Origin of the sequence: Pelagibius sp. Alg239-R121 (assembly GCF_947331435.1) — a bacterium.
Classification (GTDB): Bacteria; Pseudomonadota; Alphaproteobacteria; order Kiloniellales; family Kiloniellaceae; genus Denitrobaculum.
The window spans coordinates 488,584-510,527 of sequence record NZ_CAMZOF010000003.1 but is presented as its reverse complement, the minus strand read 5'-3'; the positions used below and the strand labels follow the sequence as shown (position 1 = coordinate 510,527).

The 21,944-nt window shown below is 57.4% G+C and carries 21 protein-coding genes; 8 read left to right on the top strand and 13 right to left on the bottom strand.

Features of this window, described 5'->3' with window-relative positions:
* The first annotated feature begins 34 nt into the window (after window positions 1–34).
* A complete protein-coding gene (locus QMZ18_RS12710) occupies window positions 35–766 on the top strand; it encodes a glycerophosphodiester phosphodiesterase family protein (protein WP_282606668.1) in 732 nt (243 codons plus the stop codon).
* A gap of 2 nt (window positions 767–768) precedes the next feature.
* Here the strand turns inward: QMZ18_RS12710 and QMZ18_RS12705 are convergent, their stop codons facing one another.
* From QMZ18_RS12705 to QMZ18_RS12695, 3 genes are all read right to left on the bottom strand, one after another.
* Complete coding sequence (locus tag QMZ18_RS12705; RefSeq protein ID WP_282606667.1) at window positions 769–1,545, bottom strand: SDR family NAD(P)-dependent oxidoreductase; 777 nt, start codon at window positions 1,543–1,545, stop codon at window positions 769–771.
* Window positions 1,546–1,549: 4 nt separating this feature from the next.
* Window positions 1,550–3,445, bottom strand: a complete 1,896-nt coding sequence (locus QMZ18_RS12700; RefSeq protein ID WP_282606666.1) for a propionyl-CoA synthetase — start codon at window positions 3,443–3,445, stop codon at window positions 1,550–1,552.
* A gap of 497 nt (window positions 3,446–3,942) precedes the next feature.
* Window positions 3,943–4,116, bottom strand: a complete 174-nt coding sequence (locus QMZ18_RS12695) for a YdcH family protein (protein WP_282606665.1) — start codon at window positions 4,114–4,116, stop codon at window positions 3,943–3,945.
* Between the two features lie 109 nt (window positions 4,117–4,225).
* Between QMZ18_RS12695 and QMZ18_RS12690 the strand changes: the two genes are divergently transcribed.
* A complete protein-coding gene (locus QMZ18_RS12690) occupies window positions 4,226–4,846 on the top strand; it encodes a UbiX family flavin prenyltransferase (protein WP_282606664.1) in 621 nt (206 codons plus the stop codon).
* Between the two features lie 12 nt (window positions 4,847–4,858).
* Here the strand turns inward: QMZ18_RS12690 and QMZ18_RS12685 are convergent, their stop codons facing one another.
* Both QMZ18_RS12685 and QMZ18_RS12680 read right to left on the bottom strand, forming a co-directional pair.
* Window positions 4,859–5,482, bottom strand: coding sequence for a TIGR02444 family protein (locus QMZ18_RS12685; protein WP_282606663.1), 624 nt, complete (start codon window positions 5,480–5,482; stop codon window positions 4,859–4,861).
* Window positions 5,475–6,554 (bottom strand): ATP-dependent 6-phosphofructokinase, encoded by a 1,080-nt coding sequence (locus QMZ18_RS12680; protein ID WP_282606662.1) that lies wholly within the window; start codon window positions 6,552–6,554, stop codon window positions 5,475–5,477. Before QMZ18_RS12680 ends, QMZ18_RS12685 begins: the two co-directional genes overlap by 8 nt.
* A 201-nt stretch (window positions 6,555–6,755) precedes the next feature.
* Here QMZ18_RS12680 and QMZ18_RS12675 point away from each other — a divergent pair, with 201 nt between their 5' ends.
* Window positions 6,756–6,962, top strand: coding sequence for a DUF465 domain-containing protein (locus QMZ18_RS12675; protein ID WP_322097211.1), 207 nt, complete (start codon window positions 6,756–6,758; stop codon window positions 6,960–6,962).
* Window positions 6,963–7,234: 272 nt separating this feature from the next.
* Here the strand turns inward: QMZ18_RS12675 and QMZ18_RS12670 are convergent, their stop codons facing one another.
* Window positions 7,235–7,981 carry a GGDEF domain-containing protein gene (locus tag QMZ18_RS12670; RefSeq protein WP_282606660.1) on the bottom strand — a complete coding sequence of 249 codons (747 nt, stop codon included), beginning with the start codon at window positions 7,979–7,981 and terminating at the stop codon, window positions 7,235–7,237.
* Window positions 7,982–8,242: 261 nt separating this feature from the next.
* Between QMZ18_RS12670 and purE the strand changes: the two genes are divergently transcribed.
* Window positions 8,243–8,743: a 5-(carboxyamino)imidazole ribonucleotide mutase gene (gene purE, locus QMZ18_RS12665; protein WP_282606659.1), complete on the top strand. Its 501-nt coding sequence runs from the start codon at window positions 8,243–8,245 to the stop codon at window positions 8,741–8,743.
* A 43-nt stretch (window positions 8,744–8,786) separates the two neighbouring features.
* The gene (locus QMZ18_RS12660) at window positions 8,787–9,887 is read left to right on the top strand and encodes a 5-(carboxyamino)imidazole ribonucleotide synthase (protein WP_282606658.1); all 1,101 of its coding nucleotides are present in this window, start codon (window positions 8,787–8,789) and stop codon (window positions 9,885–9,887) included.
* Between the two features lie 49 nt (window positions 9,888–9,936).
* Here QMZ18_RS12660 and QMZ18_RS12655 read toward each other — a convergent pair whose 3' ends face one another.
* Together QMZ18_RS12655 and QMZ18_RS12650 are read right to left on the bottom strand one after the other, a co-directional pair.
* Window positions 9,937–10,650 (bottom strand): COQ9 family protein, encoded by a 714-nt coding sequence (locus QMZ18_RS12655; protein WP_282606657.1) that lies wholly within the window; start codon window positions 10,648–10,650, stop codon window positions 9,937–9,939.
* Window positions 10,651–10,726: 76 nt separating this feature from the next.
* On the bottom strand, window positions 10,727–11,314 hold the full coding sequence (locus tag QMZ18_RS12650) for a peptide deformylase (protein WP_282606656.1): 588 nt from the start codon (window positions 11,312–11,314) through the stop codon (window positions 10,727–10,729).
* 259 nt (window positions 11,315–11,573) lie between these two features.
* On the opposite strand from QMZ18_RS12650, the gene rpsU reads away from it, so the two are divergent.
* Together rpsU and QMZ18_RS12640 are read left to right on the top strand one after the other, a co-directional pair.
* A complete protein-coding gene (gene rpsU, locus QMZ18_RS12645; RefSeq protein ID WP_282606655.1) occupies window positions 11,574–11,777 on the top strand; it encodes a 30S ribosomal protein S21 in 204 nt (67 codons plus the stop codon).
* A gap of 220 nt (window positions 11,778–11,997) precedes the next feature.
* Window positions 11,998–12,900: an acyl-CoA desaturase gene (locus QMZ18_RS12640; RefSeq protein ID WP_282606654.1), complete on the top strand. Its 903-nt coding sequence runs from the start codon at window positions 11,998–12,000 to the stop codon at window positions 12,898–12,900.
* A 127-nt stretch (window positions 12,901–13,027) separates the two neighbouring features.
* Here the strand turns inward: QMZ18_RS12640 and QMZ18_RS12635 are convergent, their stop codons facing one another.
* The 5 genes from QMZ18_RS12635 to QMZ18_RS12615 form a co-directional block, all read right to left on the bottom strand.
* Entirely contained in the window at window positions 13,028–14,425 is a 1,398-nt protein-coding gene (locus QMZ18_RS12635) for an NAD(P)(+) transhydrogenase (Re/Si-specific) subunit beta (RefSeq protein ID WP_282606653.1), read from the bottom strand.
* Window positions 14,426–14,438: 13 nt separating this feature from the next.
* A complete protein-coding gene (locus tag QMZ18_RS12630; protein WP_282606652.1) occupies window positions 14,439–14,849 on the bottom strand; it encodes an NAD(P) transhydrogenase subunit alpha in 411 nt (136 codons plus the stop codon).
* Window positions 14,850–14,856: 7 nt separating this feature from the next.
* Window positions 14,857–16,116, bottom strand: coding sequence for a Re/Si-specific NAD(P)(+) transhydrogenase subunit alpha (locus QMZ18_RS12625; RefSeq protein WP_282606651.1), 1,260 nt, complete (start codon window positions 16,114–16,116; stop codon window positions 14,857–14,859).
* 378 nt (window positions 16,117–16,494) lie between these two features.
* A complete protein-coding gene (locus QMZ18_RS12620) occupies window positions 16,495–17,856 on the bottom strand; it encodes an AarF/ABC1/UbiB kinase family protein (protein ID WP_282606650.1) in 1,362 nt (453 codons plus the stop codon).
* Between the two features lie 89 nt (window positions 17,857–17,945).
* Window positions 17,946–19,748 (bottom strand): M3 family oligoendopeptidase, encoded by a 1,803-nt coding sequence (locus QMZ18_RS12615; RefSeq protein WP_282606649.1) that lies wholly within the window; start codon window positions 19,746–19,748, stop codon window positions 17,946–17,948.
* Window positions 19,749–19,967: 219 nt separating this feature from the next.
* Here QMZ18_RS12615 and QMZ18_RS12610 point away from each other — a divergent pair, with 219 nt between their 5' ends.
* On the top strand, window positions 19,968–21,821 hold the full coding sequence (locus tag QMZ18_RS12610) for a long-chain fatty acid--CoA ligase (RefSeq protein WP_282606648.1): 1,854 nt from the start codon (window positions 19,968–19,970) through the stop codon (window positions 21,819–21,821).
* Window positions 21,822–21,944 lie beyond the last annotated feature (123 nt).

Genomic DNA, 21,944 nt, shown 5'->3' with positions numbered 1-21,944 from the left:
CAATTCCATGCTGAAACAGGTCGCGGCCTGATCTATGAAACCGGTTAAAACCGTCTGCCATCGCGGCGCTAGTAAAGTCGCACCAGAAAATACCTTTGCCGCCGCGCAGGCCGCGCTTGCGCTCGGCGGCGATATCATCGAGTTCGATGTCCGCCAAAGCGCAGACGGCGTGCTCTACGTGATGCACGACAAGCTGATAGACCGGACCACCGATGCCTTCGGCCCCATCGCCGAGTTGACCGCTTTGGAAGTCGACGCGCTCGATGCCGGCATCAGCTTCGATCTGGAATTTGCCGGCGAAGAAGTGCCGCGCCTGGACCATTTTCTCAGTGCCTTCAGACACCGTGCGGGCTTTTACGTCGAGATCAAACATGCCGACTGCGAGGCCGTGGTAGAGGTGCTGAAACGCACCGGCACCATGGCACAGAGCTTTACCTTTTCCTTCGACTCCAAAATGCGCGACGGCATGCACAGAGCCGCACCTGAAATGCGTAAGATGGTAAATTGGTCCGTTACGGACGATCCCGCAGTGGCGCAGAACGACCATTATGCCTCGATCTATGAGACCCAGATCAGCGCGCTGTCGCAGGACCTCGTTGATCGCACCCATGATCTCGGCATGGAGATCATGGTCTACTACGAGGGTAAGGATCCCGCCGATTTCCGCAAGATGATCGAGTTCGGTATCGATTACGTAAATCTGGATGCACTGGAACTCTTTCTCTCCATCCAGCGTGAAATTCTGGATGGAGAGGCCGCCATCTAGATCTATTCCGGCACGGGCATGGTGTAGTTTAAAGCCATGCGGCCGCCGTCAGGATAGATGGTCTGCCCTGTGATATAGCTGGAATCGTCGCTGGCCAGAAAGACCGCTACTTTGGCAATTTCATCCGGCTCTCCGACCCGGCCCAGAGGCGTGCGCATCATGATTTTGTCCATGGCAGATTTGTCGTTGGCGACCTTCTTCAGCACGTCGGTCATGATCGAACCGGGACCGATACCATTGACGCGGATCCCCTTGTCGGCGAGCGAAATCGACATGGTCTTGGTCAATTGGTTTACGCCGCCCTTGGCGACCACATAGGGCGTGATGCTCGGGATCGCCATCACCGCATTGACCGACGACATATTGATGATGGTGCCGCCGCCACCCTGCGCGACCATCTGACGCGCCGCGGCCTGCCCGGTCAGGAAGACGCCCTTCAAATTCACCCGCAGGACCCGGTCGAAGTCTGCCTCTTCCAGATCCAGGAAGTCACAGGCATGAACGATCCCGGCGTTGGCGACAACACAGTCGAGCCTGCCGAAGGCAGCGACAGTGCCGGCGATCAACGCATCGACCTGCCCCTTGTCTCCGACGTCACAGGCAATGAAAAGTGCATCCGCCCCGGTTTCCTGAATGGACTCGGCCGCGCGCTCTCCTTGTTCGACCGCGACATCGGAAAGCACGACCTTAGCGCCTTCCGACGCAAGACGCTGGGCACAGGCCAAGCCGATCCCCCCTGCGGCACCGGTTACGATCGCCACCTTGTCCTTTAAACGCATTACTCTAACCCTTTGGATAACCGAGTCCGCTGAGCGATTCGGTGATTTCGTCGATAATTGCAGGATCGTCGATGGTCGCGGGAGTCTTGAAGCTTTCCCCGTCGGCGATCTTTCGCATGGTGGCGCGCAGTATCTTGCCCGAGCGGGTCTTCGGCAAGCGTTGCACGACCGTTGCCAATTTGAATGCGGCCACCGGACCAATCCGGTCGCGCACCATGGAGACGACGTCCTTTGCGATCTCGTCGTTAGCACGATCAACGCCGGCCTTAAGAACCATGAAGCCCACCGGAAGCTGTCCCTTCAGGGAGTCCGCAACGCCGATCACCGCACATTCCGCAACGTCGGGGTGTGCGGCAAGAACCTCTTCCATCGCTCCGGTCGACAGGCGATGACCGGCCACGTTGATGATATCGTCTGTCCGCGCCATGACGTGGATATAACCGTCTTCATCGATCATCCCCGCATCGCCGGTTTCGTAGTAACCGGGGAACTCCTGCAGATAGGATTCCTGATAGCGGTGATCGGCATTCCAGATCGTCAGCAGAGTGCCCGGAGGCAGGGGCAGCTTACAGACGATCGACCCGATGGTTCCCGGCTCGACGGGATTACCTTCACTATTCAAGACGCTGACATCCCACCCGGGCACCGCGCAGGTCGGCGAACCGGCCTTAACCGGCAATTCTTCGATCCCCATGCAGTTGGCGGCAATGGCCCAGCCGGTTTCGGTCTGCCACCAATGATCGATCACCGGAACTTTGAGTTTTTGCTGTGCCCAGCTCAGTGTATCCGGGTCACAGCGTTCACCCGCCAGATACAGGGTGCGAAATTTCGAGAGATCGTATTTTCCAATGTACTCGCCTTCCGGATCCTGTTGACGGATCGCACGAAAAGCCGTGGGAGCCGTGAACATGGCCGAAACCTGATGTTCTGAGATCACCCGCCAGAACGCGCCGGCATCCGGTGTGCCGACAGGCTTGCCTTCATAGAGCAGGGTCGTGCAGCCGGCCAGAAGAGGCGCATAGACAATGTAGGAATGGCCGACGACCCAGCCCACGTCGGAAGCAGCCCAATAGACTTCACCCGGCTCCACATCATAGATGTTCTTCATGCTCCAGTTCAGCGCAACCGCATGTCCGCCATTGTCGCGAACGATTCCCTTCGGCTGCCCCGTGGTTCCCGAGGTGTAGAGGATGTAAAGCGGGTCGGTCGCCGCGACCGAAACACAGCCATGGGGCTGGGCAGTGGCTTCCGCTTCCCGCCAATCCACATCGCGGCCGGCGGTCATCGACGCCGTTGCCTGCGGGCGCTGAAGCACGATACAACTGTCAGGCTTGTGGGCGGCCATATCGAGCGCGGCGTCAAGCAAGGGCTTGTATTCGATCACCCGGTTGACTTCGATGCCACAGGATGCCGAGACCATCGCCTTCGGCTTTGAATCATCGATCCGGGTTGCGAGTTCACTCGACGCAAAGCCTCCAAACACAACCGAATGCACAGCACCGATGCGCGCACAGGCGAGCATCGCGATCAGAGCTTCCGGCACCATCGGCATATAAAGGATTACACGATCCCCCTTGCCCACGCCCTGCGCGGCCAAAACGCCGGCAAAGAGCGCAGTCGCATCCCGTAACTCGCGGAAGCTGTAGCGCTTGACGCTGTCGGTGACCGGGCTGTCGTAGATCAAAGCCAACTGATCGGCCCGCCCTGATTCAACATGCCGGTCGAGCGCGTTATAACAGGTATTCAGCTGGCCACCCTGGAACCATCTGTAAAATGGCGGGTTGCTGTCATCGAAAAGCGTATCCCAGGGCTGATCCCAGTCAATGCCCTTGGCCGCTTCGGCCCAGAAGGCACGAGGATCGGCAAGCGAGCTATCGTGTGCGTCTTTGTAGCGCCCCATGGCGTCTCCCCTTATTCCTTTTTGTCAGCCGGCCCGCGCCCCTGGCCGGCACGAGCTTCGACGGCTCGCATCAACAACCAGAAACCACAGGTTTTACCGACTGAATTTCTTTACACCCATGACTTGGATCAAGCTGACGGGACCGATAAAGAATGCGGCAATTCGGGCAGGCTTGCAAACCCACAACGCCTGAAGCAATAGCTTGGAGACGACGCGGAGTCGTCCAATCGCCAACGACCAATCCCCTCAGTTGACCAACAAAAAGCGGCCCGGAATCGGACCGCTTGCAACATCGCGACAATGCCAGCGTTGCTTCAATTCTTTCAATATCTTACCGCCCGACAAGCCGCACTACGCCTTCGACCTGTCAACCAGGTCCAAACGCCCATGACAATTTGATTTCTGGCTCTTAAGCGGCCGTCAGTTTCAGGGTTTCCAAACGATATGTGACTGTCCTGCACATATCTTCAGGCGCCGAAGCTTCGGGCGATTCGGAATTAGTGGGGACTACCCATCATTTCCGTGATTTGGTCCTTGATCCTGAGCTTTTCGCGTTTAAGTTCGTGGAGGCGGGTGTCATCGGGATGAGGTCTTTGGTTTTCCTCGTCTATTTCCCGGTCTAGAGAAGCATGCTTGCCTTGAAGAGATACAATCCGTTCGGTTGCTGGCATACGTGACCTCCTAATCAAAGTGTTACAGATATGCTAAACCTCCCTGAGCGAGAATGCAAAGCCGCAAGGGCGAATTCGGCGTGATAAAGAGGCAGAATCGAGTGACCAAATGACGCATCCAGACCGGCTTATCGTCGGGATCAGCGGCGCCAGCGGCGTCATCTACGGCATCCGGCTGCTGGAATGCCTGAAATCGCTGCCTGTCGAAACTCATCTTATCATGAGCAAATCAGCCGAAATAACACTGGCTTATGAAACCGAACTAAAGGTCGCGCAAGTACAGGCGCTTGCCGACGTCTGCCATCCGGTCGCCGACATCGGAGCATCCATTTCCAGTGGTTCATTTAAAACCCTGGGCATGGTGATCGCCCCCTGCTCGATCCGCTCAATGTCTGAAATTGCCAGCGGTGTTACGTCGAGTCTGCTGACCCGTGCTGCCGATGTCGCCCTGAAGGAACGCCGCCGCCTGGTCCTTATGCTGCGTGAAACGCCGTTGCACACCGGGCATTTGAGAAATCTGGTGGCCCTCTCGGAGATGGGGGCCGTTATAGCACCGCCCGTCCCGGCCTTTTACACCAACCCGCAGAGCGTCGACGACATCGTAGAGCATTCGATCGGACGGGTTCTGGACCTTTTTGGGATCGATAGCGGCAAGATCAAACGCTGGGGTGAAGATGCGCCCGACGGCGAAGCCGTAATGCGCGCACCCAAGCGCAGCAAGCGGGCTTAACACCCCGTCCTACTATATTAAGGTCCAGACCGCTTCCAAAGGCGCCAGCAATGGGAAAGCTCCGCGCAGAACAGCGGCCAAGTCGGCAGTAACCGCCGAATCGCATTCCACTTTGACCAGCTTGGCATAGGTCTTGAGGTTTTCAGCCGCGATTTTTGCAGAAGCCTCTCCAGTCTCCAGCGGCAAAACTTCGAACAGCATTTGCTGCTGAACCGCCTCTGCCTCCAGTTCCGCGTCTTTGATCTTTCCCAACAACGCCGCACTCGAGCCCTCGTAATCGCCTCCGGAATGTAATTGCCGGCGCAACGCCCTCAGTGGGGAGACAACATCCGCCTGCCAAGGTTTCACGGCCTTTGTCAGGGAAGCAATTTCCGCAGGTTTCAATGCGTGACCCAAAGATCCTGCCCAGCAACAGAACAGCAACAGATTTACATCGAGGTTCTTGGAATCCTGCAGTGCGAGGCAAGCTGGGGCCGTGCCGGCGCGTTCATAGACGGCAAGCGAGAAGTCCCAGAAGGGATTTACCGGCTGCTTCGAAGCGCGCTTCGCCTTGCCGTTCTTGGTTTCAGATTTGGACTGCGGGACTTGAGCGTCGCCGGATTCGGCTTCTGCTGCTTTCTTTTTCGTACTAGTCATCGCCAAAACAGATTCCCACCCCCCTGGCTGTCGTTACCAGACTGCCGTTCGGATCAACGGCGTTATAGCCAGCGATCGCATCTGCAATCGGGATCGCAGTCACCTGGCGGTTGGACCAGGCCACCATGTGGTCGAATTTTCCTTCAGCAATCAAATCGACGGCATGAACACCAAAGGCGGTTCCCATCAGACGATCCGTCGGCGTCGGTGCGCCGCCGCGCTGGACATGCCCCAAGACGGTTACCCGTGTCTCGGCACCGGTGACATCGGCTATGCGTTCGGCGATGTAGTGCCCAATTCCGCCGTAGTTTACGCTGCCCCCGGATTGCCTTTGCGTGACCGGTTCACCACTTTCCGTGGTCACAGCCTCAGCAACTACGACCAGCGCAAAATTGCGTCCATGATCCCGCAACGCCGCAATCTTGCGCGAGACGCTATCGATCCGGTATTCGATTTCGGGAATAAGGATCACGTCCGCCCCGCCGGCAATCCCGGAACTCAGCGCAATATGCCCGGCATCCCGCCCCATCACCTCCAGCACCATCACCCGTGAGTGACTGGCGGCGGTCGGCTGCAGGTGATCGAGCGCATCGGTCGCGACTCCCACGGCCGTATCGTAACCGACGGAGAGTTCCGTGTGACCGAGGTCGTTATCGATGGTCTTGGGAATTCCAACCAGGTTCAATCCACCCTGTTGAGCCAACCTGCGGAGAATATCCATACTGCCGTCACCCCCGATTCCGATCAGGGCATCCAGCTCCAACTCCCGATAGGCAGCTATGATCTCCTCGGACCGGTCGACCCTGCGGCCATCGTTCGTGGGATAATCGAAGGGGTTACCGCTGTTGGTGGTACCAAGGAAGGTGCCGCCGCGCCGCAAAAGATCACCCTCGAACCGGCTTATATGCAAAGGCTCTGCATCGATGGGCCGAGCCAAAAGGCCGGCCGTCCCCTGACGGACGCCGAAGACCTCCCAACCATAGCCCGTAATCGCCCGTTGCGTTACGGCCCGGACCACGGCATTAAGACCTGCGCAATCTCCACCGCTCGTAAGAACTGCTATTCGCTTCATCGCACCCGATGACTCTGGCTATTTCAACAGCTTAGCAGTGCGATTCTCGCGTAAAAGCGGCGCAGACGCAAACAACACTATGCAAATCGGGCAGGAAAGACCGAAGTTCGATGCAAATTCGGATGAATTCTTGTGGTATGCTGTGGTCGCAAGGCCCGATTCCGGGTTACTATGGTTGGGACTTCACTATTCGTGACACTCATGGAAGAGACTGATCGAGAGAAAATGAGGCAGCAACTCACGCGGCTTCTGGAAGAACATCGCGACCTCGACGATGTCATCGCAAGAATCCACGATCAGGTGCCCTTTGATCAGCTTCAGCTTCAGCGCATGAAAAAGCGTAAGCTGATGCTTAAGGACCTGATTCTGAAACTTGAGAGCGAGCTGCTTCCAGATATCATCGCCTAACAGTCCAGCATCCGGAGAAAGCCGTCAAAGCAAACAAGGCGGCCAGGAACCACAGGGCGTTAGATCAACAGATCGGCAGCGGAAAGCCGGACAAGACCTCCTTCAGAGCGTGCACCACCCTCTAGAGCGGATCCGGGTTAGATGGAATCTCTCCTGGTGATCTGCCGTCCCGGTGAACCTACTCCAACCACATAAATTAGAGCGGCCGGGTCAGGTCGCTTCGTGATTAACTGAAAACCAATCTGATTTCAGGCTGTTCCCGGACTGCGGAGCTATTGCTTTCTCGCGGCAGAATTGCGTTTCTGTTCGTACATTGCCTTGTCTGCAGCATTGAGAGCCTCGTCGACCTGTTCTTCGCCCGCGAAGGTATGAACGCCATAGGAAACCGAGACATCGAGCTGCTGACCTTCCCAAACAACAGGCTCTGCCTGAACGTCGGTTGAGAGCTGAGACGCCTTTTCCACGGCTATCTCTGTACTTGCCTGCGCGAGAACCACGCCAAATTCATCGCCGCCGAGGCGCCCGACCACATCGGATGATCTGACATTGGCAAGCAGGGTCGAGGCGATATGCTTCAGGGCTGCATCGCCAGCGCCATGGCCATGGGTATCGTTGACCTGCTTCATACCGTTGACGTCAAAGAACAAGACGCTGCCGGGAGATCCGTAGCGTTCGGCAAAGGACATCATCCGGCTGAGCTCGCGCACGAACGCCCGCCGGTTGAGGACCGGCGCGAGGCTGTCCTGATCCGCCAGCTCTTCCAAATAACCGATCCGCTTTTGAGCCCGCTCCAATTCCTGGCGCATATTGACGACTTCGGCGAGCAGTTTTTCAAACGCAGCCTTGACCTTGGGCGTCAATTCCGATTCCGGAATACCCATGATCGTCGTCACATCGATCGGCTGATCCGACGCGCGGCGGGCCGGCGTCACCGCTTCAGCCTTCGTGACCGGACCGGCACCCGTTGCGACGGATGCACCCGGCACAAATGAGGACGAGGTATTGTTTCTGACTTTCATAGTCGCCTTTTGTCTAAGCGGCCGGATCGGCGCCCGCACTCTGTCATTACACAATCAATCTATCACGAAAGTTAATACTGATCGGTAAACCCTCAAAAAAAACACAGATATCTGCGATTTGAGTAACTAATTTCACCCAGATGTCATGAAGGAAAACGCCACAGTGCGTCTCTCATTCTTACATTGCCTGACTTCACTTGCTTCGGCGTGACCTTGTCATGATAATGCGGCCTCTTTTGGGCAGCTTTAGTTGGTAGGCGAATGGTTTCGAACGACGATGTGCAGGTTGGCATTATTATGGGCAGTCAATCTGACTGGCCGACGATGAGGCATGCCGCTGAGGTACTCGAGACCCTTGGCGTTCCCTATGAAAAGCGGATTGTTTCGGCCCACCGGACCCCTTTGCGAATGATGGATTATGCCCGCACCGCTCGCGAGCGAGGGTTGAAGGTCATCATCGCGGGCGCCGGCGGTGCGGCTCATCTTCCGGGTATGGTTGCCTCCATGACGCCACTGCCCGTTCTCGGCGTACCAGTCGAAAGCAAAGCACTAAGCGGCCAGGACAGCCTGCTTTCGATCGTTCAGATGCCCGGTGGAATTCCGGTGGGAACTCTCGCGATCGGTAAAGCGGGCGCCACAAACGCCGGATTGCTGGCCGCTTCCATCCTTGCACTCGGGAATGCCGAGACCGCCGACGCGCTGGATGCCTGGCGCCAGCGCCAGAGTGATGCGGTGGCCAACAGCCCCAGCGACAATGCCTAGAGTCTGATTGCGATTAACGGCGACAACAGGTCGAGCAGCGAACATGAGCGATAGCCAGAGCCTTCCCCTTCCGCCCGGTTCAACGATCGGCATGCTCGGCGGTGGCCAGCTCGGCCGGATGGCGGCCTTGGCAGCAGCGTCGTTAGGCTACAAAGTCCACGTTTACAGCCCGGAGGTGGATGGACCGGCATCGCAGGTAACGTCGCTGAACACAGTCGCAGCCTACGACGACTGGCAGGCGCTGGAAAAATTCGCCGCTGCGATCGACGCGGTTACCTACGAATTCGAAAACGTCCCTGCGGCAACAGCCGAATTCCTCGTCAAACGGATCCCTGTCCGACCCGGCCCTAATGTCCTGCGCATCTGCCAGAACCGTTTGCGGGAAAAGGATTTCTGCAACTCGATCGCAGTGCCCACGACCCGCTATGCCGAGGCCACCAATGCCGATTCCCTGGCACGGGTTACGCGCGACTTTGGGCTTCCCTGTATTCTGAAAACCGCAGAGTTCGGCTACGACGGCAAGGGTCAGGTGTTTATTTCCTATGGTGACGATATCGAAACCGCCTGGAACGCGATGTCAGGCGGCAAGGAGACGGCGGCAGCGATCGTCGAGGGTTTTGTCGACTTCCGGATGGAAATCTCAGTCATCATTGCGCGCAACGGCGACGGATCCAGTGAATGCTACGTTCCCGTCGAAAATCACCACAAGAACCATATATTGGATCAGACCCACGCGCCGGCCCGGATCACTGCCGAGTTAGCCGATCGTGCGGAAGTTATCGCACGCCGGCTCGCCGAGGAGATGGATCTGCAGGGGCTGCTTGCGATCGAAATGTTCGTCACTTCCGACGACCACATCCTGGTCAACGAAATGGCGCCCCGGCCGCATAACTCAGGGCATTGGACCATGGATGCCTGCATCACCTCACAGTTCGAGCAATTTATGCGCGCCGTCGCGGGCCTGTCTTTAGGTTCGCCCGATCGCCATAGCAATGCGGTGATGAAAAACCTGATCGGAGACGATGTGGATGCCTGGCAGTCGATCCTGACGGAACCTGGCGCCAAACTGCATCTCTACGGCAAAGCCGAAGCACGTCCCGGGCGCAAAATGGGACACGTAAACAGACTGTCGCCGAAGATTTAGCGCGCGATTGTTCTATTTGGCGGTAACAGTCGCTGGTGCGATCTGCTCTCTACCGTTTCCTGAAGCCGGGGCCAAACCCACGGGAGCCAAACCCACGGGCGCTAAATCCCCGCGCCTTCAGGCCGCCACCCTGGCCAAAGCGCTTGCCGCGTTCGAGCAGCTTTTCCGGCAGACTTAGAACACCACTCATGGTCTTTCCGAAACGTCCGCCGACTTTCAGAACTTCACCGATTCGCCGATCAAGAAACGCCCAGGTCTCGCTGTGCCCCTCAGATCGATCATTCAGCCAATATAGCAGGGTCGAAGAATAGACCCCGGCGAGCAACAGCCGCTTGCTGTAAAAATTATAATCGGTCGCGCGATCTCCCGCAGCAAACCACATGGCATCGACGGTGCGGTAAAGGCAGGTGAGCCCGAGCTGCGCATTTTGCGGCATCGCCAGATACGTCAAGCCTCGGTTGATGGCTTCTCGATGCGGTTCAAGCAATTCCAAGCGGAATCGGACAGCGGTGGCAATGCGTTCACGCACCTTCATGGCGCCCAACTCCTGCTTCTCCAACTCAACCATCATGAGGTGATCGATGTGGGAGCTGAACCTCTCAACCAGCTCAGCAACACCCCCGGGAAAAAGATTCTGAGCATCGATCGAGTCCATATTCAGATCCCGAGCGCCCGTCTGTATCGCCTTGACGCTCCAGCCATCAAACGCGATATGCGGCAATGCCGCTTCCAACAGGTCGAGCTGCGCTTTATCCGTGGTCATCGCTCAGGTCCTTTTAAACCGCCAAAATTCAGAAAATCGCGAGCAAGCTGCATCGGCACCTGCCCCGAATGAATACTCAAGACTGGTTCTCAACGGGCTCGTTAGCGGCCCCGATCTCGCTCGTGAAGGTCAAAGTCGAGAGGTCGATCATACGTTGCGGATAGAGGACACCATCCAAATGATCGCACTCATGCTGAACAACCCGTGCATGAAAGCCTCTGGCCGTTCGCTCAAAGCGTCGCCCTTCAAGGTCAAAGGCACTGTAACGCAGGGCAGTCCAGCGCGGCACCTGCCCCGCGAGACCAGGCACGGAGAGGCAACCCTCCCAGCCGATCGACTGCTCCTCCGTTAGAAATTCCAGCTCCGGATTGATCAAGACCGTCAGCGGCACACCGCTTTCACCGGAGTCGTCGTCGGATTCCTGGGAATCCAATTCATCGCCGGCGTCTTCCCGCGCGGCGCGGGCGGCATTAACGTAAAAAACCACCACCCGAAGTGGTATGTGCACCTGCGGTGCGGCCAATCCGGTACCATTAGCGTCCTGCATGGTTTCGATCATATCGGCAACCAAATGGCGGATTTCAGGAGCAGTCGGGTCCGAAACCTCTTCTGCACGCTGTTTCAATACGGGATGCCCCATACGGGCTATCTTCAATAAGGCCATAGAGGCAATATGGCCGCGACCGGAGTGGCGGTAAAGCCAGGTAACAGGCCCAGGCAGCTTTTTTTAGCCAGCTGCGGCAAAAAGCGTCAGAATCTTGCAAATCGCCCTTCACATGGCCTTTTTCGTATGATACCACCCTCCACACCACGCTACGGTATCGCCATAGCGAGTGGGATGGTTTGTTCTTAACCCTGACATGACAGTTAGGATGAGCCGATGGGTCAGAGAACCCATCGCAGTGAAAGGAGCATGGTCGCCCGTGCAAGTACACGTTCGCGATAATAACGTTGATCAGGCCCTACGCGCGCTGAAAAAGAAGCTGCAGCGCGAGGGTGTTTTCCGTGAGATGAAGCTGCGCCGCAACTTCGAGAAGCCATCGGCCCGTAAGAAGCGGGAGCGCGCAGAGGCGGTTCGCCGTCACCGGAAGCTGCTTCGTAAGCGGATCGAACGCGAGGGTTTCTAGCCCAGATTTGAAGTCCTGCGGGCGTTGTCTATTCTTAGATGCGCCTGAAAGACGATCATGATCGACAAGAATGAGGGCCGTAGGCGGGAAGCCTTTCAGCGGCCCTTTTCTTGTGCCTGGATTCAGGCAACCATAGAAGCATGGACCGGAATTCGCCCGCAGAGACTGTGCCGCCGTTAACCCCTGGTCACTGGGTGGAAACGAGGCTTATCGCGTTGCCATGATGAAACCCGTCCAGCGGATCGATGGCAGGAATGCCTCGCCGGTTGAAGGCAGTATTGTTCTGGACTGGGCCAAGACTCTTTGGACCGGCGGAATGCTCTCCTTAGGACTGGTCCTGGCTCCATTGTATTTTTCATGGAGCGCGTTCCTCGTCTTCCTGGTGCTGACCTACTTGACCATGCTTGTCGGCCACAGCGTCGGCATGCACCGGATGATGATCCACCGCACATTCTCCTGCCCGAAGTGGCTCGAGCGAAGCTTGATTTACGCAGGCTTACTGGTTGGTGTTGCAGGTCCGTTCGGCATTGTGAAAATCCATGACCTTCGTGACTGGGCGCAGCGACAAAGCGATTGCCACGACTTTTTCTCACACAGGCGCGGGTTTTGGCGGGACCTGACTTGGCAGCTTTTCTATCGTTTCGAATTCGAACATCCGCCCCGATTGATAATTGAGCCACAACTTGCCGCCGACCCCTGGTGTCGTTTTATGGACCGAACCTGGCGGCTGCATCAGCTTGTGATGGTGGTGCCTCTCTATACTGCTGGCGGGCCCTCATGGGTGATTTGGGGTGTCTGCGTCCGGGTGGCCGTCAGCACGGTCGGGCACTGGACAATCACATATTTCTGCCACAACCCCGGCCCCGGCCGATGGCGGGTCAAAAACGCCGCTGTACAAGCATCCAATCTGCCACTGCTCGGTGTCCTGTCTCACGGTGAGTGTTGGCACAATAATCATCACGCCTTTCCAGAATCAGCCCGGATCGGCTTGGATCCCGGTCAAACCGATCCGGCCTGGCAGGTTATTCGGATCCTCCGACGCGCTGGCTTGGCCAAAGACATCGGGCAGCCCAGACCGATTGTTGAGAGAGACGATCTTTTCGAATCCACGGCAGCACCTTGAGGCGCAGGCCAACACTATTCCTATCCGGTTCCTGCAATATAGCCATTGAAGGCTAGAGATAAAAAACGGCGGAGCCTTGGCCCCGCCGTTTTCTGTTCAAGAAAGCGTACTCTCCTAAGAGCGCACCCTACTCCATACCCTTGACGATGTCCTCGCACATCTTCTTCGCATCACCGAACAGCATCATGGTGTTGTCCCGGAAGAAGAGCTCGTTCTGGACGCCGGCATAACCGGTGGCCATGGAACGCTTGATGAAAAGCACGGTCTTGGCCTGATCGACCTCCAAGATCGGCATGCCGTAAATCGGCGAGGCCGGGTCCGTCTTGGCGGCAGGGTTGGTAATGTCGTTGGCGCCGATCACGAAGACGATATCGGTCGATTTGAAATCGCGGTTAATCTCTTCCATCTCCAGCACCTCATCGTAAGGCACGTTGGCTTCGGCCAGCAACACGTTCATGTGTCCGGGCATGCGGCCGGCCACCGGATGGATAGCGTACTTCACGTCCACGCCACCGCCTTTGAGAATATCGGCCATTTCCCGCAGTGCATGCTGGGCCTGCGCCACGGCCATGCCATAACCAGGAACGATGATCACCGAGCCGGAATTCTGCATCATGAAGGCCGCATCCTCCGCGGAACCTGACTTGGCGACGCGGTCGTCATCACCACCAGCACCACCCGCCACGGCGCCGCCGTCGGTTCCGAAACCGCCCAGGATCACGTTGAAGATAGAGCGGTTCATGCCTTTACACATGATGTAGGACAAGATCGCACCCGAAGAGCCCACCAGCGCACCGGTCACAATCAACAGGTTGTTGCTCAGCGTGAAGCCGATGCCGCAAGCCGCCCAACCCGAGTAGGAGTTGAGCATGGAGATGACCACGGGCATATCCGCCCCACCGATCGGCAGGATCAGCAGGAAGCCAACCAGCAGCGCAAGGATGATAATCAGCCAGAAGACCGCGTTCGACTGATCCACGCAAAGCACCACGATCAGCACGACAATCGCAATACCGATCGCGGCATTCAGATGATGCTGAAACGCAAAGACCAGCGGCTTACCACTGATGAGCGCCTGCAGCTTGCCGAACGCCACCAGCGAACCGGTAAAGGTGATGGCACCAATAGCGACACCGAGCGACATCTCGATCAGACTGGCGACCTGGATATCGCCGGGCGTTCCGATGCCGTAGGCTTGCGGTTTGTAGAAAGCCGCCACCGCAACGAAGACGGCGGCAAGACCAACCAGCGAGTGGAAAGCCGCCACGAGCTGGGGCAACGCAGTCATGTTGATCTTGAGTGCGATCACGGTACCGATGGCGCCGCCCACAAGGATCCCGGCAATGATCAGGCCGTAACTGACGACACCCGGCATTGACAATGTTGTGATGATAGCAATGGCCATACCGACCATGCCGAAGAGGTTGCCGCTCCGACTGGTTTCAGGATGCGACAAACCGCGCAGAGCCATGATGAAGCAGATTGAGGCGACGAGATACAGCAGTGCTGCGAGATCTGGTGACATTTACGATCGCCCCTTATTTCTTCTTCTTGAACATCTGCAGCATGCGCTGCGTGACGATGAAGCCGCCAAAGATGTTCACGGACGCCAGGGTCACAGCAAGAAAGCCCATAACCTCGCTGAAACCGAAGTCAGCCGGACCGGCCGCGATCAGTGCGCCGACAATGATGACCGAGGAAATCGCGTTGGTGACGCCCATAAGCGGCGAATGCAGGGCTGGCGTCACTCGCCAGACTACGTAGTATCCGACGAATACCGCCAGGACCAAAACGGTCAAGCCGATGACCGTCGGGGAAACACCGCCGCCGCCCGAAGATTCAACGGCGAGTCTGCTGGCTTCGCCGGCGAGACCGATCAACTCGTTTGACAGCTCGCGCGCCTGATTGGCGGCTTCCGTCGCTTTTTCTACAAAAGATTCGGCAGACATCTAATTCTTACCCCTCCCCCTTCGGCGCGGCATCGGAGTCTTCCGACGGCGCTGCACTCGGTGTCTCTTCACTCGAAGCTGCGGCAGGTACCTCTTCTTTAGGCGCCGCCTCTTCCTTGGGTGCAGGCTCATCCTTGGGCGCGAGCGCAGGATGAACGATCTTTCCGTCCCGGGTGATACAGGTGCCCTTGACGATTTCATCTTCCCAATCAATGGCCAGCGCCTTGGTCTCACCGTCGACCAGCAACTGAAGCAAATTGAAGAGATTGCGCGCATAAAGCGCGCTGGCGTCGGCGGCGAGACGGCTCGGCACGTTGTAGTGACCGACGATTCTCACACCGTGCTTGGTTACGACTTTTCCTGCCTGCGCCAGCTCGCAGTTGCCGCCATTCTCAACCGCGAGATCGACGATCACCGAACCGGGCTTCATGGATTTCACCATCTCGGTACTCACCAGCATCGGTGCCGGACGCCCGGGGATCAAAGCCGTGGTAATGACGATGTCCTGTTTCTTGATCGTCTCGGCAATCAGCTCAGCCTGCTTCTGTTTATAGGCGTCGCTCATTTCCTTGGCATAACCGCCGGCGGTCTCGGCCTGCTTGAACTCGTCGTCTTCGACGGCAACGAACTTGCCCCCCAGGCTTTCGACCTGTTCCTTGGCGGCCGGCCGCACATCGGTCGCGGAGACGACGGCGCCGAGCCGTTTTGCCGTGGCAATCGCCTGCAACCCGGCAACACCGGCGCCCATCACCAGGACCTTTGCAGGTGAAACCGTACCGGCAGCGGTCATCATCATGGGAAATGCGCTGGCGTACTCGGCAGAGGCGTCCAGGACGGCTTTATATCCGGCGAGGTTGGACTGGCTGGAAAGAACATCCATCGACTGCGCGCGCGTAATGCGCGGCACCAGGTCCATGGCGAACACAGTCGCGCCTGACTTGGCAAAGGCCGCGACGTCATCGCCCGTGCGATAAGGATCGCAGATTGCCATGACAACGGCACCGGATTTATAGGACGCAAGCTCCGCGTCCTTTCCGCTGACGATCGGACGCTGCACCTTCAGGACAACGTCGGCGTCTGCCGTAACGTCGGCACCGATTGTGGCGCCAGCCGCTTTGTAGGCATCGTCGGTAAAGTTAGCGCCTATGCCGGCGCCTTTTTCGACCGCGACCTCGGCACCAAGGCCGATCATTTTTTTAACCGTTTCAGGGGAGGCGGCAACGCGAGACTCGTGTGCGCGCCGCTCTTTTGGAATGGCGATTTTCATGTAATTCCTGCTCTGCTTTCCCTAGAGGCCTGACAGACGGCCGAAGACTGCGACCAGTTGCTGGTTGTACCTGCGTAGAGCCTGATCGTTTCATCTCGATCCAAAATGAAACGATCAGGCTCTATCCAGCTTTTCGTTCACCCTTTAATGAACGTACAGCAGTCTCCGTTCAAGCTTTTTGGCAGAAAACGGAGGATTCAGAGTCATTTTTTACGCATACGCAAAAAATTTTGTTGCAGTGCACAAGGTTTTTTTATGAATGCTGTACCTTAGTCTAACAAATGCGCGAATCGATTCGCGCCGCTGCCGCGACGGGAGCCAACTGAAGGAAACACACAATTTTGGGGCGAGTTCGATGCGCCGTCGTCCTGACGGCAATCAGGCGGGTGTAAGTCCGACCTCTTGAAGCGACTCTCTTTGACGCCGTTCCAGATCATCGACATCGAAACCGGCGATCATGTCGTGGAACAGACGATGCCAGTTGATCTCCGCCTTCAAATGCATGAAGACCGACCCCAGGCCGACGGCCGCCCGATCCATCAAAACGAACTCGCGTGGCGGTTTGACGCCGCCCAGACGCTTAAGTTCAGCATGTACCTGATTGGCGACGCGCGCACCATACATGCCGCCCTCGCCTTCCATAATCTGCTGAGGTTTGTCGTCCAATAACGGTGCGTAGAGGAACTTGGCCCAGATGTTCAGGGCATCCAGCAGTTCCTTGCTGATCTTGGTGAAGCCCCAGGATTCATAGGCATGCACCGCGAGCGCCTCGTCGTCTCGTTCGAGCGCATAGTAGAGATCGATCACACCTTTGACGAAAGCCGGCCGGAATACGCGTATGCAGCCGAAATCGAGCAGATTGATCCGGCCGTCTTCGCGCAGCGTGTAGTTGCCGAGATGCGGGTCTCCGTGAATCACTCCGTAATAGTAGAAAGGCACATACCAGGCACGAAACATGTTCATGGCCACCTGGTTCCGCTGTTCGACATCGTCGGTCTTGGCAAGAAAGGTCATGAGAGGCTCGCCCTGCAGCCACGTCATGGTCAGGAGCCGCTCTCCAGATAACTCTGACAGCGGTTCGGGCACGACCACGCCCTCCTCTTCCGCGAGCATTATCCGGTAGAGTTCCATATGCCGCGCCTCGCGGTAGTAGTCGAGCTCCTCGCGCAGGCGGTCTGACAGCTCTGCAAAAATGTTGGAAGGGTCGATCGCTCGGTCGTAGCGTCGGTAGATGCCGAAAAGGATCTTCAGCTGCTGCAAGTCGGCTTCGACCGCCGACTGCATATCCGGGTACTGCAGCTTGCAAGCCAATCGGCGGCCATCGAGGCCGATGGCCTCATGGACCTGGCCAAGGGAAGCTGCGGCCGCGGCACTATGGCCAAAGCTCTCGTACCTCTTTTGCCAGCCGGCACCCAGTTCACTGCGCATGCGTCGCTTAACGAAGGGCCACCCCATGGACGGTGCGTTGGATTGCAGCTGCCGGAGTTCCTCGGCATATTCCGGCGGCAGGGCATCAGGGATGGTCGCCAGAATCTGAGCAGCCTTCATCAAGGGCCCTTTCAGGCCGCCCAGGGCTTGCTTCAGTTCATTTGAATGCTGACCCCGATCAAGATTCAGGCCCAAATAGCGTGAACCAACGACCTGAGCGGCTAATCCGCCAACCGAGGTGCCGACCTTCGCATAACGCCTGATTCTGCCACCGATTCGCGACTCTTCGCGGCCGAAGTTTTCATCACTCATGTTGGGAACATGGGCTTGGTGTCAGAGCTTGTCCAGCCACAGGGACACTTTCATCAAGGTCTAACATGCCACGCCCAGAGAAGCCGCGGTCAATCCATCTGCTCCAATTCATCGATGAAGCGTCCGATCAGGCTCAGGCCCTGCGCCCAGAAATTCGGATCGGAAGCATCCAAACCAAAGGGCGCCAAAAGCTCCTTGTGCCGTTTGGTCCCGCCCGCACCCAGCATATCGAGATACTTCTCGGCAAAGCCATCGGAAGCCTGCTCGTAGACGGCATAGAGAGAGTTGACGAGGCAATCGCCAAAGGCATAGGCATAGACATAGAAAGGAACGTGAATGAAGTGCGGGATATAAGCCCAGTAGTGGCGGTAATCGTCGTCGAATTTCAAAGCCGGCCCCAGGCTTTCGCGCTGAGTCTCCAGCCAGATTTCACCCAGCCGCTCTGGTAAAAGTTCGCCCGAGCGGCGTTCGTCATGCACCCGGGTTTCAAACTGATGCATCGCGATTTGGCGTACAACGGTATTCAGCATGTCCTCGACCTTGGAGGCCAGCATCACTTTACGGCGGGTTGGGTCGGTCTCTGCACGCAGTAAAGACTGGAACGTCAGCATCTCCCCAAACACTGAGGCGGTTTCAGCGAGTGTCAGGGGTGTGTCCGCCATAAGGTGACCCTGCGGCCCGGCAAAAACCTGATGGCAACCATGCCCCAGCTCGTGCGCCAAAGTCATGACGTCCCGCGTGCGCCCCTGATAATTCAACAGAAGATAGGGATGCGCCGAGGGAACGGTTGGATGGGCAAAAGCCCCAGGTGCCTTGCCGGGACGGACCGGTGCGTCGATCCAGGGCTGATCGAAGAATCGGCGTCCGACCTCCGCCAGTTTCGGTGAGAAAGACGCGTAGGCGTCAAGCACTGTGCTGCGCGCATCGTCCCAGGAAATGACTTTGTCGTTGTCATCGGGCAAAGGCGCATTGCGGTCCCAATAGGGTATCTGATCGACACCAAACCATCGGGCCTTCAGCCTGTAATAGCGATGTGACAGGTTCGGATAGGCATTTGCGACGGAATTCACCAGTGCGTCGACCACCTCGTCCTCAACGACGTTTGCCAGGTTCCGTGACGAGATGGGGCGCCCGAAACTGCGCCAGCTGTCCTCGGTCTGCTTATCCTTGGCGAGTGTATTGGTGATCAGCGCAAAGGTTCGCTGATTCGCACCCAAGACCTTGCCCAGCGATTTCGCAGCCTCCTTGCGCACCTCGGCCTTCCGGTCGCCCAGCTTGTTGAGAATTTCCGCGTTGCCCAGCTCGCCGCCGCCGAAGGGAAAGCGCAGGGCCGCCATGGTCTCGTCGAACAGCCGCGTCCAGGCGGAACGGCCACTGACGGCCTTCTCATGCAACAACCGCTCGATTTCCTCTCCGAGCTGATGAGGCCGATACGCACGCAGATCGCGCAGCCAAGGCGCATAGTGTTCAAGTTCGGGCGCCGACAACTTCGCTTGCAGAACGTCGTCGGCCAGGTGATTGAGTTCGAGCGTAAAAAACAGCGTCGCCGTCGAGATCGTCGTCGTGCGCTCCTGCATCGCCTGATAGAACTGCGTGACGGCCGGATCGCTCATGTTGCCTGAATAGACCAGCTGCGCGTAGCTCATGACCCGCCCCAAGGTCTCCTGCAGACCCTGGTAAGCATCCACAGCACCTGCGAGCGCTACGCCGTCCAGATTTGCCAGGCGCCCTTCATAGAGCGCCTTGAATTCCTTTGCAGCCGCTTCGCAGCCATCGAGATCCTGGCTGAGTTCCGGCGACTCCGTCCCGGGATAAAGGTCACTCAAATCCCACGCGGGCAGGGTGCCTAGTTTCTCGTCAATCACAGGATTCGGTTTAGCGGCGTTCGACACGGATGGTCCTCCTAGAGTCTGAAGGTTTTTTCCCTGAATAAGGGGTAAACGTCAATCAGCCTCTACTTCTTATGGTTAGAGCGCGATTCACGATCTTGGTCGCTTTGATCAAGATCGATCACTCTCCAGGCAGTCACTCTTAGCAGTGGCACGTAACAGTCGCACCTTGACCGCTAGCGATATAGGCCCCAAAAACGTGATCGCCAAGGACAAACCTGCGTGATTGAAGCGGACAGCCATGCAGCGGTGAAACGCTGTAAGAAGGGGGGAACTATGGATTTTTCGGCTTGGAACAGCTTGACCGAGATGTTTTTCGAGCAGGCCGAGAAACATGCGGACCGGAATTTTCTCTGGGCCAAACGCGATGGTGCCTACCGTCCCTTGACATGGCGCGAGGCTGAATCAGGCGTCAAAGATCTGGCGCGCGGACTGCGGGGACTGGGCGTCGAACGCGGCGACCGTGTCGTGCTGGTTGCTGAGAACCGCCCGGAGTGGCTGATCGCCGATGTTGGGATTATGGCCGCCGGCGGCGTAACCGTACCTGCCTACACCACCAACACCACCAACGATCACCTCCATATCCTGACCAACTCGGGTGCCAAGGGTGTCATTGTTTCGACCCGGGCGCTTGCGCGTAAACTGCTGCCCGCTGCGCTGGATTCCGCAAGCTGCAAGTGGGTCATCTCCATCGAAGACCTGGAACAAGGCCAATCGGTTCCGATCGAGCTCTATCGCTGGGATGAAATTCTGCACAAGGGCTCCCTCGCGCCCGACGATGTCAAGGATTACGCCAGCTATGCCCAACGGCACGAAACAGCCTGTTTTATCTATACTTCCGGCACCGGCGGCGTCCCCAAAGCGGTGATGCTGAGCCACGGTGCGATCATCTGTAACTGCATGGGTGCCCATCACCTGTTGGAAGAGCTTGGCCTCGACCGCGAGGTTTTTTTGTCCTTTCTGCCTCTCACTCATTCCTATGAACACACTGCGGGACAATTCTTCCCGATCTCGATCGGCGCGGAGATCTATTACGCCGAGAGTGTCGAACAGCTGCTGAACAATCTCGCCGAAGCCAAACCGACCATCATGACTGCGGTGCCGCGCCTATACGAGACCATGCTGCAGCGCATCCGGCGTGGGGTCTCGACCCAAAGTCCTTTCAAGCAGCGCCTGTTCACCTTGGCCGAAACCTTGGGGCGCAAACGCTACGTCGATCCCACAAGCCTGAGCGTCAAGGAACGTTTACTGGATCTGATCGTCGAGATTCTGGTGCGCAGCAAAATCAAGAAACGTTTCGGCGGCCGCCTGAAGGCGATGGTTTCCGGAGGTGCTGCGCTCAATCCCGATATCGGTGTGTTCTTCGTCGCGTTGGGCTTGCCGGTTCTGCAGGGTTACGGTCAGACCGAATCCGCGCCGGTGATCTCCTGCAACCGGCCGGAGCGCGTGAAGATGCATACGGTTGGTCCGCCGCTGAAAGGCGTCGAAGTCAAAATAGCCGATGACGGTGAGATTCTGGTGCGTGGCGAGCTGATAATGAACGGCTATTGGGGTGACGAGGAAGCCACCGCAAACGTCATCAAAGATGGCTGGCTGCACACCGGCGATGTCGGTCGCCTGGACGAGTACAACTACATTCAGATCACGGACCGGAAAAAGGATATCATCGTCTTCTCCGGCGGCGACAACGTTTCGCCTGCCAGGATTGAGGGTTTTCTGACTCTTCAGGCCGAGATCCACCAGGCGATGGCCTATGGTGACAAGCGGCCAAACCTGGTTGCGCTGCTGGTGCCTGACGAGGAATTCCTGAAAAGTTGGGCAAAGGAGCACGACAAGAAATACGATCTCCAGGCCCTGAGTGCCGACCCCGATCTCCGCAAACACCTCTCCGGTGTGATCGATAATGTAAATAAGCTGTTGTCACCGATGGAAAAAGTCCGGCGTTTTATCATCGCTCCGGAAGCCTTCACCACCGACAACGGCATGATGACTCCGACCCTGAAGATCCGGCGCCACAAGATTCTCGCCGAATACGGCAAGGTGCTCGACGAGCTTTATGAAAAGAAAAAAGCCTGAACCAGCTTGAGCCGTCTACACGACGCAGCAGCCACACCAGGAACATAGAAGCCCAGCGATTCGCCGACTTTAAATTTCTTTCGGTATCGGCATCTTGGTACTTTCGTTAACCAATTCCAATAT

Bases quoted from the DNA above. Each gene is read 5' to 3' on its own strand.
- QMZ18_RS12710 (WP_282606668.1), top strand. From the start codon at position 35: ATGAAACCGGTTAAAACCGTCTGCCATCGCGGCGCTAGTAAAGTCGCA.
- QMZ18_RS12705 (WP_282606667.1), bottom strand. From the start codon at position 1,545: ATGCGTTTAAAGGACAAGGTGGCGATCGTAACCGGTGCCGCAGGGGGG.
- QMZ18_RS12700 (WP_282606666.1), bottom strand. From the start codon at position 3,445: ATGGGGCGCTACAAAGACGCACACGATAGCTCGCTTGCCGATCCTCGT.
- QMZ18_RS12695 (WP_282606665.1), bottom strand. From the start codon at position 4,116: ATGCCAGCAACCGAACGGATTGTATCTCTTCAAGGCAAGCATGCTTCT.
- QMZ18_RS12690 (WP_282606664.1), top strand. From the start codon at position 4,226: ATGACGCATCCAGACCGGCTTATCGTCGGGATCAGCGGCGCCAGCGGC.
- QMZ18_RS12685 (WP_282606663.1), bottom strand. From the start codon at position 5,482: ATGACTAGTACGAAAAAGAAAGCAGCAGAAGCCGAATCCGGCGACGCT.
- QMZ18_RS12680 (WP_282606662.1), bottom strand. From the start codon at position 6,554: ATGAAGCGAATAGCAGTTCTTACGAGCGGTGGAGATTGCGCAGGTCTT.
- QMZ18_RS12675 (WP_322097211.1), top strand. From the start codon at position 6,756: ATGGAAGAGACTGATCGAGAGAAAATGAGGCAGCAACTCACGCGGCTT.
- QMZ18_RS12670 (WP_282606660.1), bottom strand. From the start codon at position 7,981: ATGAAAGTCAGAAACAATACCTCGTCCTCATTTGTGCCGGGTGCATCC.
- purE (WP_282606659.1), top strand. From the start codon at position 8,243: ATGGTTTCGAACGACGATGTGCAGGTTGGCATTATTATGGGCAGTCAA.
- QMZ18_RS12660 (WP_282606658.1), top strand. From the start codon at position 8,787: ATGAGCGATAGCCAGAGCCTTCCCCTTCCGCCCGGTTCAACGATCGGC.
- QMZ18_RS12655 (WP_282606657.1), bottom strand. From the start codon at position 10,650: ATGACCACGGATAAAGCGCAGCTCGACCTGTTGGAAGCGGCATTGCCG.
- QMZ18_RS12650 (WP_282606656.1), bottom strand. From the start codon at position 11,314: ATGGCCTTATTGAAGATAGCCCGTATGGGGCATCCCGTATTGAAACAG.
- QMZ18_RS12640 (WP_282606654.1), top strand. From the start codon at position 11,998: ATGATGAAACCCGTCCAGCGGATCGATGGCAGGAATGCCTCGCCGGTT.
- QMZ18_RS12635 (WP_282606653.1), bottom strand. From the start codon at position 14,425: ATGTCACCAGATCTCGCAGCACTGCTGTATCTCGTCGCCTCAATCTGC.
- QMZ18_RS12630 (WP_282606652.1), bottom strand. From the start codon at position 14,849: ATGTCTGCCGAATCTTTTGTAGAAAAAGCGACGGAAGCCGCCAATCAG.
- QMZ18_RS12625 (WP_282606651.1), bottom strand. From the start codon at position 16,116: ATGAAAATCGCCATTCCAAAAGAGCGGCGCGCACACGAGTCTCGCGTT.
- QMZ18_RS12620 (WP_282606650.1), bottom strand. From the start codon at position 17,856: ATGAGTGATGAAAACTTCGGCCGCGAAGAGTCGCGAATCGGTGGCAGA.